A 13,500-nucleotide genomic window follows, 5' to 3' on the forward strand; every position below is an offset into this window, starting at 1 on the left:
TTGAGTTTTAAGCAGTCACTTGGTAGTTTTACTTTGCGCTTGAGCCTGCGGCCAGGTGGACAACGGTTACAGCTAGAGTTGGCAATTACTTGCCCTTGCGGATTTACACCAGCTAGCGCATGACAGTACGGGCAGGCATAGAAATTTCCCTCTAACTCGTAGCAGCTTGGAACAGGTTCGTAGCAGTCATCTAACAGATCAGATAGTCCAACACCCAGTTAAAAATCTCTTTTTGCTTTTACGAACTCCTGGTTTGACAAAACAGGATGCTCAATAATAACACCTCCGGAATTTGGTGTAAATTTGTACCCCTTGTGGGTGTGACTTCTATGTTGCCTCCTACTATCATTTTTCCTACCTAGTTGGGCGTGACTACGAACTGGCACAACAAATCATGCAGCAATGGTTAAGTACTTAATCGAACTTTGTTATATATATGACAATACTACAAGTTTCGGTTTCATTCTTACTATCAATAATCTTCAATGCCCCGGTAGTTAAATTTACATCTGCCGATGTAATTTGGATAGTCGCCGAACCACTCCAATTAGTTTAAAAAGTGAACTTAATTTAATATGACTTTTGGTAGTTCTAAACTTATTATTATTCTGACATTTTTTATGAGTGATATTTAGGCGATCGCTTTTCCTATACTTATCAATTATTTTTTCTATAAGTTTTATTAATAATGCACGAGTTTTCAGGAGAACAAATTTTGCCTAAATAGGATGCTTAAGCAAGTGCAAATTCACTTACATTATTCCTAAAAAGCTCGAATCATTTATTTATAAAACTCGCCGTTAATTGATGTTTCAAAAGAAAATTATAAGTAGTCTTAGAAGGAGCGAGCACTTGTTTGTCATAATTATTTACCAAAAAAATTGGTAAAATGTGATAAATGATACTATTTATCTTATACAAATAGTGATAAGTATAAGGTTATATCAAATAATTAATAACTTGTACAACACGGTGTAAGCGTAAATAAACCACCCCTTCGGGTTCACCAGTCGCCTGCGAAGGAGCCAGCGCGGTGAAGCAGTATAGTCTTAGGGTTTCTCCAAGTGGAGTAACTGTTGAACCCGTTAGCGTAGCGTTAGTGAGTCATTGAGCGTCAGGGTTTTGGGGGTTTCCACGCTAGTTGCTTTAAGTCGGCACAGCCGCCCAACGCACTGGCTCCCCATGAGCGATTGGCGTTGGAAACCCTACCAAGAGCGCTGGTTCACCATTCTAAATCAATGAAACGCTTATGCTGTATTCATTTTGAATTTTGAATTTGGAGCGAAGCGACGTGACACTCATTCTTTCACTAGCAGATTGCTGGAAACTATTAAATCAAGCAGAGCCAGTTCAGCAGGATAACTGCTTTGATAAGTTTGACATTACACGAAAGTATGCTTTTGGAGAAGGATATCACCGACAAATTCAATTACGAGATTGCGTAAACCTAGATATTTACAATTGTCAAGACAATAAATCAGTGCTTGTAGAATGTCCTTATCGAAAACATCCAATAGAATTTCAATTTTTTGTTCCGGTAGCCTCAAAATCACAAGATATTCACTTCAGGAGTGGAGAATACTTCTTGAGCGGGAGTGGTATGGCTCTTGAAAGTGCAGATTTCTTGCAAGAGTCATTCTCGATCATAACAGTAGCAATTTATATAAATTACCAAACCTTTCGCTCATTTGCGGCAGATCCCTCTGGAGAATTGCCTAAAAATTTACAACATTTAATTAGACCTTTCGATCAACCGACTTATGAGCGCTATGGAACTATAACTCCAGCAATGCTAGGAGTGTTGCAGCAAATTCTTCAATGTCCTTACCAAGATATGACTAAGCGATTATATCTTGAAGGTAAGGTTTGGGAATTAGCAGCATTGATGGTTGACCAAGAAATACAAATTAATCAAGGTTGCCTTGAGATTAAAAAACTAAAACCATCAGAAGTTGAGCGTATTTATTCTGCTAAAGAAATTTTGTTAAAACATCTAGATAATCCACCCTCTCTGATACAGCTAGCACAGCAAGTCGGATTAAACGATCGCAAACTTAATGAAGGCTTCCGTGCTGTCTTTGGAACTACAGTATTTGGCTATCTCCACAATTATCGTCTGGAACTAGCACACAACTTGCTCATCCAAGGCCAAATGAATGTTACACAAGTAGCACATCAAGTCGGCTACGCTAGCCCAACCTCATTTTACAATGCCTTTCGCAAGAAGTTTGGCGTCAGTCCTAAGTCCTGTCACGGATAAAAAAGTCTGGCTCGAAGAGAAAAAGTCTGGCTCGAAGAGGACGCGATCGCACCAACAATTGTATTCTTTAGTGAATAGTTGTGGTTGGTATAAATGGCTTACTTTACCAACTTTCTTCTTGTGTAGTGTACTGGTCTGGAGCGGATAAAAATGCTTGTGAAATTCTTCTATGTTGTTATTAGCACTTTAATACCAATCCTTTGTATAACTGTAGCTAATTCTGCCTATGGCGAACAACCATCGGCTGAAGTTCGCTCTGCCAGTGAGGTGCAGTCTGCTAAAACTAGTGCAACATATTTGTTGAGAATACCTAAAAAGCAGAACAAAGTTACCCAACTAAGTCAAGCGACATCAGATGTGGTGTCAGTTACAGATGTAAAGGTAAACGTCACAGATAAAGGAATAGAGTTAATTTTAGTCACACAGAATTCACAGAAATTACAAGTTAAAGGCAAAATAGAGGGTAATTCCTACATTGCAGACATCTTTAATGCTCAGTTGCAGCTTGCCAGTGGCGAGAGTTTTCAACAATTAAAGCCAGCAGTAGGAATTGCCTCTGTGACGGTTGCAAGTCAAGATGCAAATACTTTACGGGTGACGGTTGCGGGTGAAACTGGTGCGCCTGTAGTCAATTTGTTTGATAGTACACAAGAAGGGTTGGTATTTAGGGTGAGTGCTGCTGCATCGACTGCACAACAACCAACAACTACGCCACAGCAACAACCCCAAACAGAACAAAACCAACCACCAATTGAATTGGAGGTGACAGCTCCACTAGATACATATCGGGCTCCTGATACCAATGTAGGAACAAAAACAGACACACCACTGAGAGACATTCCCCAATCGATACAGGTAATTCCTCGGCAGGTCTTAGACGATCAAAAAGCACAAAATTTTACCGATGCGCTTAGAAATGCAGGTGTAGTAGGGGCGCTCGTTCCAGGCAGTACTAATGCTGATATCTTTACAATTCGAGGTTTTCAACAATCTAGAGTTATTCTTCGCAATGGTCTAAGAGATCCGTCTCGCATTGATTCTGGTCGCACTCAGTTAACGAATGTAGAACGGATGGAGGTTCTTAAGGGACCGGGTTCGGTACTCTATGGTCAACAGTCTCCAGGAGGCACTGTTAACTATATTACAAAACAGCCACTTTCTGATTTTTATTTTACTACCAACATGAGCGTTGGGAACTATGACTTTTATCAACCCGCCCTTGATATTTCTGGCCCATTAAACTCTAATAAAACTGCTTTATATCGCTTAAACTTTTCTTACAATAATTCGGGAAGTTTTATTGACTTTCTCAGTAGTCGGAACTTGCTAATTGCACCAGTATTCGCTTTTCGTCTGGATAAGAATACAACCTTTAAGCTTGAAGGAGAGTTTTTAGACCAGGAACAAGACAGTGTTAATAATGGTCTGCCAGCAGTGGGAACTGTACTACCGAATCCTAATGGCAAGATTCCCTTAAATCTTAATGTTTCAGAGCCAACAGATTCAAACTTTCTTTATTCAACTTTGCTTAGTTATAGCCTAGAGCATAAGTTTAATGATAATTGGGCGTTGCGAAATGCTTTTGATGTCAGGTTTGTACGCAATAATCAAGATATCTTCTTTCCCACAGGTCTACTATCAGATGGTCGGACTTTAAATCGGATAAAAACCAGTTTTAATGGACCAGCTTTGGAAAATACTTATGTGATGGACACTAACGTCGTTGGTAAGTTTAAAACAGGCAATGTTGAGCATGAACTGTTAGTCGGTTTTGACTTACTCAGAGATTTTTTTGCTTCAGAAAATATCGTTAGACAAGCAGGTTCACTCGACTTATTTAATCCTATATATGGTCAACCTTTAGGCTCTGTTACATCCAGAAGTAACACCAAAACAAGAAATGATGCACTAGGGCTTTATGTTCAAGACCAAGTAAAGTTATTCAACAACCTAAAATTAGTTTTAGGTGGACGCTTAGACTTTGCAGAAAATGAAGTTACAAATTTTATAACTTCCCAAACCACCAGTCAAAGCGATTCTGTCTTTAGTCCTCGTGTAGGTATTATTTACCAACCTATCGAACCTGTTTCCCTCTATGCCAGCTACAGCCAATCATTTACACAGAATGTTGGTGCTACCTTTGATGGCAGTCTCTTTGAACCTAGTCGTGGCACTCAATATGAAGTTGGGGTCAAAACAGATTTACTCAATAATAAATTATCCGCAACACTCGCTTTGTATCAACTCACCTTATCCAATGTTCTCACACAAGACCTTGTTCATCCATCATTTAATATTCAAACCGGGGAGCAAGAAAGTCGGGGTGTTGAATTAAATGTGATTGGTGAAATTCTGCCAGGTTGGAATGTGATTGCGTCCTACAACTATACCTATGCACAAATTACCAGTGACAACAGGTATAAAGTAGGAAATTTTTTAGTGAATGTCCCTGAAAATAGTGCTAGTTTATGGACTACTTACATTATTCTTAATGGGAGCTTGCGAGGTCTAGGAGGCGGTTTTGGTATATTCTATGTTGGCGCTCGGCAGGGCGACCTCAATAACTCGTTCAGTGTGCCAAGCTATTTACAACTAGACGCTGCACTTTACTATCGCAGAAATAACCTTCGCCTTGCACTTAATCTGAAAAATTTATCTGATGTTAGGTATTTTACTCCTCGAAGTGCTACACAGGTATATCCTAGCGATCCCTTTACAGTAGTGTTAACAGCAGGGTGGGAGTTTTGATGAGGAATGATAAAATCTCACTGCGGATAAAAATGTACCGTGTTTTTCGACTGTCTTTCATCAGTCTAGTAACTCTGCTGTTAGTTTCTTCTTGTACCTACCCTTTTCGTGAATCAGCAACTCCTCACCGAAGTTCTTTAGAGAAACCAATATCAGCCACTTTTCGGCTGGTGAAACACGCAATGGGTGAAACTCTTGTTCCTGTTAGCGCACAAAAGATAGTTGCATTAGATCCATTTTTAGCTGAAGATGCTTTAGCTTTAGGAGTGAAGTTGTTAGGCGCTCCTCAAAAGAACTTATTAGAACTTCAACCATGCGATGACCAATGTTTGAACATAAAAGATATTGGATGGAGACCCACTAATATAGAAAGAATTACTGCTCTTAAACCTGACTTGATCTTAGGTAGCACTATTGATAACAAAGAAACCTATGAATTGTTATCGCACATAGCACCTACTGTTTTATATAAATACAGTTTTGAGGAATGGAAAGACACATTTATACAAACAGCTAATGCTTTAAGTAAAACCGAGTTAGCCGAGATGGTTCTGGCAAAATATTATGCACGTTTAACCCAATTCAAAGCCAAGATGGGCAACCGACTCCAAAAAACTGTTGTGTCGTTTTTAAGCCCTAGACCTGAAATAATGGTTGTATTCACCAAAAAGTCATTTTCTGGACTTATCTTAAAGGAGGCTGGTGTGGCTCGCCCAACTTCACAAATGTCAGATAAAGAGGCAACCCCTGGCAAAGGAGGGAATATTGCTTATAATCTATCACGGGAACTTCTAGAAGACGTTGATGGAGATGTTCTGTTTGTTAGCCCAACATCTACTGCCAACACAACTTCTCAAAAGGTACTTCAGAAACTTCGTTCTGAACCATTGTGGTCAAAGTTAAAAGTTGTCCAGCAGGGCAAAGTTTATTTGGTTAGAGATTACTGGATATGCTGTGGTTCAATTGCAGCTAATCGCGTGCTTGACGATCTATTTAAGTATTTGCTCAACGAGTAATAGAATTTGAAATTGTTCTTTGTAAAAAGAGTCTATCATGCTGGATTTAAATGCCATTCGCACGGGAATAATGCAAGAAGTACCCTATCGTTGGGCATTTTTGCAAAATCTGTTTCCAGAAAAACAGAGTTTAGAGCTATCCAATAACTATCCTCAAGAAGGTTTTTATCAAGATGGCAAAGGGTTTCCGATGCAAATGGTATTTGATGAGATTCAGGATATTACTAAGCCACGAATTACTGATTATCCCAAGTTGAATAACCTCTGGCAGCAACTAGTTGATGACCTGCACACCGCTGCTTATCGAGCCGCTGTTGGTGAATTAACAGGTTTTAACTTAATGGACGATTTAATGTATATATACTTCTTTCGTTATGACATAGAAAACTCCTTTCCTCCCCATCCTGATTCCCTCATTATCCGCATAGTACAAATGTTTTATTTCAATCAAGAATGGGATTTTAACTGGGGTGGTTGTTTACGTATTCTAAAAGACGACAATGCTGACTCTGTTTTTCAGGAAATTCCTCCACTAATCAATACTTCAGTCATTTTGGTGCGCTCAGATAACTCCTAGCATACTGTGACCCCAGTATCAAAAAAAGCTACTCAGTCCCGACTTACTCTAAAGGTTGCATTTATCAAGCAACAGGAGTATCTTGCTCAAAAAAACAATAAATAGTTAGTAGTTTAAGAAGTATAAGCGTCTATGGCTTGTAGCATAAATACATCACTTAATTATCTTAAATAGAAAGGTTGTTAATTATGCTTGATTTGAACATTATTCGCTTTGCTTCCATGCAAAAAAATCCATGTTCGTCAATCATTATACTGCCAAGTGAAAATTCGTGGCATACAGTAACTCCAGTTATACCAGAAGTAAATCGAACGCGATTAACTTTCGTACTAATATTTTTTCAGCAATCCGCAGAAGCAGTACTTTATGATATCTTTAAACAGCAAAAGTTACTATTTTACAAACTTGACTAAAAGCCAATAGTCCCAATGATCGCCACACTTGACCTAGCGAGAACCACATATCAGTATTAGTTTCTGCACTTGTCGCCAGTCACCCTTAGCATTTCACACAGCACTGATTGTAGGCGATCGCTCTAAGGTATTTTTTCTGGAGTGATTTTAATCGAAACTCAGTAAAGTTCAATCTTCAATGGTGTGAAATAGAAGTAATTTTACTTTAGTTATAGAGTCTGCTTACTTCTATGCCTCTCAAGACCAATAAAACGGACTGCTTATTCACTTTTTTTAAATATTTTGAAAAGGCTAGAGGTCTTTTACTAGTTTATGCAGAACAATCATTTACAGCAATGTTGATGTTAAGGTGGCAGTTTTGAAACACTTTAATGTACTATTTAGTACTTTTAAACTCAATATAAGTAATATCTTAAAAATGTTCTTAGTTAGTCTATGCTGCTTTCTACTATTGTGTGCTTGTAGCTACCAAAAAAGCCAAAACTTGCATTTTCATAGTAGTAGAAATTTCACCTCTTATAAGGTTGTCAAACACGTAATTGGTGAAACAGTAATTCCTTTGCATCCACAACGAATAGTTGCATTGGATGTATACGCTAGAGAAGTAGCTATCATCTTCGGGTTTAAGCTTGTCGGCGCTCCGAAAGTAGATATAGAGTTGTTAGGTACACAAGCAAAACAATATAACTTCACAGACATTGGTTGGACACCCAGTTTAGAGAAAGTTTTAGCTTTAAAACCAGATTTAATATTAGGTAGTGTGCGTTGGTTTCGGGACACTTATAAACAGTGGTCGCAAATTGCACCTACTGTTATGATTAGCTTAGAAGAACTTGGTGAATGGCAAAGACCATTTGTGCAAGTAGCAAATGTGTTAGGAAAAACTGATTTAGCTAAACAAATTGTAGCGAAATATCACAGACGTTTAACTGAGTTTAGAACAAAGATGGGTGACAGGCTCAAAACAACAAAAGTTTCTATGGTGCTTCTTATACCTGAGACAGTAAGCTTGTTAACAAAAGGTGTATTCTCTGGAGTGATTTTAGAAGATGCAGGTTTGTCACGTCCCTCTTCACAAGACTTTGATAGCAAGGCTAGCTTACGAATGTGGGGTAATCCTGTCAGACAGGCTATCTCTAATGAATTGCTTACAGAAGCTGATGGAGATGTTTTATTTGTGGTTGCTAATGGCTTTCCAAATTCTGCTGATTCTCAAAAAGGGATACAGCAACTAATGACACAACCTCTGTGGTCGAAGTTAAAGGTTGTCCAAGAAGGTAAAGTGTTTGTGGTCGGAAAACATTGGCTTTATGGTAGCTATTTCTCAGCAAACCTAGTCATTGATGATTTATTTCAATACTTGGTAAAATAGCAGTAAATTACTTAATAAATTTGAGTATTGTTATTTAAAATAAATGTATCATGCTAAATTTAGATACTATTCGCAACGCTACAGTATATGAGTTTCCATATCGCTGGGCTTTTATTCAAAATGCACTCACAAAAGAAGACAGTTTACAGTTAGCTAGAACTTATCCATCAATAGACCAGTTTCAGGAATTTCATTGGGAAGGTAATGGCTTTTTTGATAGAAAGCCAGCATATTGTACACTCAAAGATATTGCAAGAATACAGAAGTTCAGAAAAGACTTATGGAAATCAGTCGAGTCAGGTAAAATTAGTTCTTCATATGAGAATTTAAATGAGTCGTGGCAAAAGTTCATTACTAATTTGCTTTCTCCTGCTCATCGAGAAGCTATCGGAGACTTATTAAGACTAAATTTAAAAGACCACATTACCAGAGTTAGTTTCCGTCGTCTTCGTCCAAAGCATTTTGGTCGTACTCCTCATACTGATTTTCGTTCTGGTACTACAGTCACTCAGTTATACTTCTTTAATCAAGAGTGGCAATCTGATTGGGGTGGCTGTTTTCAGGTTTTAGCATCAGAGAATCCTGAGTCAGTTATCTGCGAAGTTCCTCCGATACTGAATACCTCTGTTGCAATTGTATTTTCTGAAAACTCTTGGCATATGGGTACTCCAGTTGCACCCCACGCACCAGATGACCGATTGTTTTTATTGGTTACTTATTGGCAACCGTACCTATCTTCGTCTGTTCCTAAATAGAAAGCGATCGCACTCTTGCACTAATTGTAGGCCATCGAAAAAATTATTTAGCTCTAATATGTATTAGAATGCGATCGCGCTCTTTTGATTTGGCAATTCACCGTCTGTAAAGGTTTATAGCTTTAAGGGATAAGGTATACAAATAAATATACCAATATAGTTGGTTAAATTTATTAAACTGTTCAATTGATTACATTTATCGCTAAAAGTACGTGATAACTTTAACAGCAATTGATGATACACTAGCCTTAAAAAGGCCATTTAGTATTTGATGGCGAAAATTTTTTTAGACAATTATTTATATTTAGATAATCATTAAAGTTACAATTTGTAGTATGTTTGTATTTTTTATTTAAAATCTCGTTAGATAAGTGATGACATTAATCCTATCATTATCAGATTATTGGAAACTATTTAATGAAGAAGAGCCAATTTGGCAAAATGGCGATTCTGATAATTTTGACATAACACGCAAACTACAAATTATATATGGTGAGGGATTTCACCGAGAAATTCATCTACGAGATGATGTACTTTTAAGTATCTACAACTATCAATCACAAAAATCAGTAGTTGTAGAATCTCCTGTTAGAGGACACATGATAGAATTTCAATTTTTCCCTTTGGCAGGTTCTCAAGCTCAAAACATTGGCAGTAGACCAGGACAATACTTTTTGAGCGGTAGTGGTATGGCTCTTAAGTCAACTAATTTCTATAACGACTTCTTTGGGTTAGTAGAAGTCGGTGTTCATATAGAACCAGAAGTTTTTTACTCATTTGTATCAGATAGCTCTGGAGAAATTCCGTCGGCGTTAAAACATTTATTTAGACATTAAACTCAACCTACTTATGAGCGTTATGGTATCCAAACTCCAGCAATGCTTTTAGCGGTGCAGCAAATTCTTCAATGTCCATACCAAGGTATAACTAAGCGAATATATTTTGAAAGCAAGGTATGGGAACTAACAGCATTAATGGTTGAGCAAGAGTTACAAATTAATCAAGGTAATTTAATAACGACTGCGCTTAAACCTTCTGAGATTGAGCGTATTTGTTATGCTAAAGAGATTTTATTACAACATATACATAATCCACCTTCTCTGATGCAGCTAGCACGACAGGTGGGATTAAACGATCGCAAACTTAAACAAGGGTTTAAGCAAATTTTTGGTACTACAGTCTTTGGCTACCTACATAACCATCGCATGGAACTAGCCCAAAAGCTACTGATTGAAAAAAATATGAATGTCACAGAAGTAGCTAGAACAGTAGGTTACGCTAGTTTACCTTCATTTAGCTATGCCTTTTATAAAAAGTTTGGAGTAAATCCCAAGTCATATCAGACAAAAAAAGTCCGTCTCGAATAAAAAAAAGTCCGGCTCAAAGAAAATGCGATCGCCGTTGGTATTGTATTCTTTAGCAATAACTGAAGTTGGTATAAACACATTTTTTACCAATTAGGTTGGTAATTAACTTGTAATTTCTACGGATTTATACTATGAAATTGTTTTAAATAGTACCTACAGAAGAATCAAGTTACTATCTTAAATCATTAAAAAGCCTGTCAGATAAGCATTCTTTCTTTTGACTTTTGCCTTTATTATGTGGTGTGCTAGTTGGGAGTGTATAAAAAATGCGTTTGAATATTTTATTTGTTGCTAGTACCTTGTTAATAGCAGTTTTCTCCATCACTGTAGTTGATTCAGCTAATGCTCAACAACCATTATCTGAAAAATCTAATGCAAATTTAGGTGAAGTCAAGAGTAAAATTTACTCTGCCAGTGAAATTCAGGCTCAGAAAACGAGTGCAACATATTTGTTAAGGACATCCAGAAATCAGAACTTTGTACCCCAATTAAACGGCAGTCGCTACAACGGGGGGAACCCCACGCCAGTCCGCTCAAGTCGGGAAACCCGCCCACGCGGCTGGCTCCGCAACGCGCTGCCTCGTCAAGTCACATCAAATGTGGTGTCAGTGACAAATGTGAAGGTGAATACCACCGACAAAGGAATAGAGTTAATTTTAATTACAGCTAATTCTGTTAAATTACAAGTTTCACCGAAAAAAGAAGGGAATTCATATATTGCAGATATCCCCAATGCTCAATTACAGCTTGTAGGTGGTGATTTTCGGCAAGAGAAGCCTTTCTCTGGAATTGCATTAGTTACAGTTACAAATGTAGATGCAAGTACTTTGCGGGTGACAGTAGTAGGGGAAACAAGTACACCTGTTATAAAGTTATTCGATAGTCAGACTGAAGGGTTGGTATTTGGAGTAACTCCTGCTGCATCGACTGTACAGCAACCAATAACACCTGAGCAAAAACCCCCTACTGAGGAAAAGCAACCACCAATTGAACTGGAGGTGACTGCACCGCCAGACACGTATCGAGTTCCCAATACAAGTATTGGCACAAAAACAGACACGCCACTGCGCGATATTCCCCAGTCAATTCAGGTGATCCCTCGACAGGTTATCGAAGACCAAGGGGCGCAGAACTTAAGTGATGTACTACAAAATGTTGGCGTATTACAGTATGGACCTTCGTCTAGAATTGTAGATAACTTTACAATTCGAGGTTTTAATACCAGAAATACCTATAGAAATGGACTGCTAGACAGACTTGGAACATTTGGTAATTTAAAAATTTCTACTACTAACACAGAACGAATAGAAGTTCTTAGAGGCCCAGCTTCTGTGCTTTATGGTCAGGTTACTCCAGGAGGCATCATTAATGTAGTAACCAAACAACCCTTGAGTCAACCTTACTACGCTATTGATTTTACTGCTGGTAGTTATCAATTTTATCAACCTGCATTTGATTTCTCTGGTTCATTGACAAAAGATGCTAGTCTTTTGTATCGCTTGAATGGTTCTTATAGAACCTCTGAGGACTTTACCGACTTTTATAATGAAGAACGTTACTTTATTGCACCAGTCATTAGTTGGCGCATTGGAGAAAATACAAAGCTAACTTTTGATAGCGAGTATCTTAACTTAAAACAGTCAACTTCTGATACTACTCAGCCTCCAGGTGCAACAGTACTGCCTAACCCTAATGGTAAAATCCCTCGCAGTCGTTATCTAGGAGAACTTAATGATGGCTATAACCAAGAATTTGGTCGATTGTCTTACAACTTAGAGCATCGCTTCAGTGAAAATTGGTCGATTAGTAACTCGTTCCAATATGCCTTTATCAACCTTACTGGTAGTGCTTCGCTGATTTCAAGTTCTCTAAACCCCGATAACCGTACTGTTAGTAGAATAAAAAACATTTATCTAGATCCCGTCAGCGATAACAACTATACTACAGATACCCACGTTGTCGGTAAATTTAAGACTGGTAGTATTGCACATCAACTCCTTTTCGGGTTTGACTTATTAAGAGAAATCAATCCTAAATTCGATACGATTCAAAGAGATGCTGGTTTGATCGATGTGTTCAATCCAGTATATGGACAACCATTAGGTAGTATCCTTCGGAGATTCGACTTTAAAACCAAAAATGATGCTTTGGGCATTTATATTCAAGATCAAGTTAGCATTGCCAACAACCTGAAACTACTTTTGGGTGGACGTTATGACTTTGTAGACAGTGAATTTACTAATTTTCTTAACTCAACGACAACCAGTCAGTCTGATTCTGCATTTAGCCCCCGTGTAGGTATTGTCTATCAACCGATAGAACCTGTCTCACTCTACGCTAGCTATAGTCGTTCCTTTGAGCAAGTAATTGGTACTGCATTTGATAATAGTCTGTTTAAACCACGGCGCGGCACTCAGTATGAAGTGGGTGTTAAAACTGATTTGTTTGATAAGAAACTGTCTGCAACACTTGCTTTGTATGAATTAACACTTACTAATGTTTTGACTGCTGACCCAATTAATCCAGGCTTTAGTGTGCAAACGGGTGAGCAAAGAAGCCGAGGTGTAGAACTTTCGGTGGCTGGAGAAATTCTTCCTGGCTGGAATGTGATTGGCTTTTATGGTTATACCAACGGTGAAGTGACGAGTGACAACCGAATTCCAGTCGGTAATCAACTACCTACCGCACCAGAACATATTGCTAGTTTATGGACAACTTACACTATTTCCAAAGGGGATTTGAAAGGCTTTGGCGGTGGTATTGGTTTGGACTACGTTAGCGAGACAGTTGCAGATTTAGCGAACTCATTCCGCTTACCGAGTTACTTCATCACCAATGCAGCCCTCTATTATCAGAAAAATAACTTTAATGTTGGAGTTAACTTCAAAAATTTGTTTGACACCGTGTATTACCAACCTTTTGGTAATGACACACGGGTTGTTCCTGGTCGTCCTTTTACAGCAGAGTTGACTGTGAAGTGGGAATTTTAGGT

At 38.2% G+C, this 13,500-nt stretch carries 9 protein-coding genes; all 9 read left to right on the top strand.

The features are described from left to right. Positions 1–1,291 precede the first annotated feature (1,291 nt). The 9 genes from V7L29_RS32080 (at position 1,292) to V7L29_RS32120 (ending at position 13,498) form a co-directional block, all read left to right on the top strand. Positions 1,292–2,260 carry a helix-turn-helix transcriptional regulator gene (locus tag V7L29_RS32080; protein WP_334738025.1) on the top strand — a complete coding sequence of 323 codons (969 nt, stop codon included), beginning with the start codon at positions 1,292–1,294 and terminating at the stop codon, positions 2,258–2,260. A gap of 150 nt (positions 2,261–2,410) precedes the next feature. Next, on the top strand, positions 2,411–5,008 hold the full coding sequence (locus V7L29_RS32085) for a TonB-dependent siderophore receptor (protein ID WP_334738026.1): 2,598 nt from the start codon (positions 2,411–2,413) through the stop codon (positions 5,006–5,008). Further along, the gene (locus V7L29_RS32090) at positions 5,008–6,024 is read left to right on the top strand and encodes an iron-siderophore ABC transporter substrate-binding protein (RefSeq protein ID WP_334738027.1); all 1,017 of its coding nucleotides are present in this window, start codon (positions 5,008–5,010) and stop codon (positions 6,022–6,024) included. The genes V7L29_RS32085 and V7L29_RS32090 overlap by 1 nt, the downstream gene beginning before the upstream one ends. Positions 6,025–6,061: 37 nt before the next feature. Continuing rightward, positions 6,062–6,601 carry a hypothetical protein gene (locus tag V7L29_RS32095; RefSeq protein ID WP_334738028.1) on the top strand — a complete coding sequence of 180 codons (540 nt, stop codon included), beginning with the start codon at positions 6,062–6,064 and terminating at the stop codon, positions 6,599–6,601. A gap of 972 nt (positions 6,602–7,573) precedes the next feature. Further along, on the top strand, positions 7,574–8,386 hold the full coding sequence (locus V7L29_RS32100; protein WP_334738029.1) for an iron-siderophore ABC transporter substrate-binding protein: 813 nt from the start codon (positions 7,574–7,576) through the stop codon (positions 8,384–8,386). 50 nt (positions 8,387–8,436) lie between these two features. After that, a complete protein-coding gene (locus tag V7L29_RS32105) occupies positions 8,437–9,141 on the top strand; it encodes a 2OG-Fe(II) oxygenase (protein ID WP_334738030.1) in 705 nt (234 codons plus the stop codon). A 374-nt stretch (positions 9,142–9,515) separates the two neighbouring features. Beyond that, on the top strand, positions 9,516–9,977 hold the full coding sequence (locus V7L29_RS32110; RefSeq protein ID WP_334738031.1) for a hypothetical protein: 462 nt from the start codon (positions 9,516–9,518) through the stop codon (positions 9,975–9,977). A 42-nt stretch (positions 9,978–10,019) separates the two neighbouring features. Further along, positions 10,020–10,508, top strand: coding sequence for a helix-turn-helix transcriptional regulator (locus V7L29_RS32115; protein ID WP_334738032.1), 489 nt, complete (start codon positions 10,020–10,022; stop codon positions 10,506–10,508). A 266-nt stretch (positions 10,509–10,774) separates the two neighbouring features. Next, positions 10,775–13,498, top strand: coding sequence for a TonB-dependent siderophore receptor (locus tag V7L29_RS32120; RefSeq protein ID WP_334738033.1), 2,724 nt, complete (start codon positions 10,775–10,777; stop codon positions 13,496–13,498). Positions 13,499–13,500: the final 2 nt, after the last annotated feature.

The organism is Nostoc sp. (genome assembly GCF_036916575.1).
Taxonomy (GTDB): domain Bacteria; phylum Cyanobacteriota; class Cyanobacteriia; order Cyanobacteriales; family Nostocaceae; genus Nostoc.

Bases quoted from the DNA above. Each gene is read 5' to 3' on its own strand.
- V7L29_RS32085 (WP_334738026.1), top strand. From the start codon at position 2,411: ATGCTTGTGAAATTCTTCTATGTTGTTATTAGCACTTTAATACCAATC.
- V7L29_RS32090 (WP_334738027.1), top strand. From the start codon at position 5,008: ATGAGGAATGATAAAATCTCACTGCGGATAAAAATGTACCGTGTTTTT.
- V7L29_RS32095 (WP_334738028.1), top strand. From the start codon at position 6,062: ATGCTGGATTTAAATGCCATTCGCACGGGAATAATGCAAGAAGTACCC.
- V7L29_RS32105 (WP_334738030.1), top strand. From the start codon at position 8,437: ATGCTAAATTTAGATACTATTCGCAACGCTACAGTATATGAGTTTCCA.
- V7L29_RS32110 (WP_334738031.1), top strand. From the start codon at position 9,516: ATGACATTAATCCTATCATTATCAGATTATTGGAAACTATTTAATGAA.
- V7L29_RS32115 (WP_334738032.1), top strand. From the start codon at position 10,020: ATGCTTTTAGCGGTGCAGCAAATTCTTCAATGTCCATACCAAGGTATA.
- V7L29_RS32120 (WP_334738033.1), top strand. From the start codon at position 10,775: ATGCGTTTGAATATTTTATTTGTTGCTAGTACCTTGTTAATAGCAGTT.